This window comes from Mesorhizobium sp. M1A.T.Ca.IN.004.03.1.1 (assembly GCF_003997555.1).
GTDB lineage: Bacteria > Pseudomonadota > Alphaproteobacteria > Rhizobiales > Rhizobiaceae > Mesorhizobium.
On the sequence record NZ_RZTV01001028.1, the window covers coordinates 1 to 239 of the forward strand.

1 protein-coding gene is annotated in these 239 nt (G+C 64.9%); it reads right to left on the reverse strand.

Translation table 11 applies throughout. From position 1 onward, the window contains the following. The coding region (locus EOD29_RS34805; RefSeq protein WP_281059270.1) for a cellulose synthase operon protein YhjQ/BcsQ at positions 1–239 on the reverse strand (239 nt) is incomplete at both ends.

Genomic DNA, 239 nt, shown 5'->3' on the forward strand with positions numbered 1-239 from the left:
GAATCGCGCACCGACGAGACCTCGGGATTGGTGACGACCACGGCAACATCGGCGTGGCGCATGGCGAGCGTTGCGCCGCGCTCGATCCCGGCGGGGCTATCGCAGATGATCCAGTCGAAATAGCGCTTCAGGTCGTTGATCACGCGCTCGACGCCCTCGGCCGTCAGATTGTCCTTGTCGCGTGTCTGCGAGGCCGGCAGCAGGAACAGCGTTTCCAGCCGCTTGTCGCGAATCAGCGC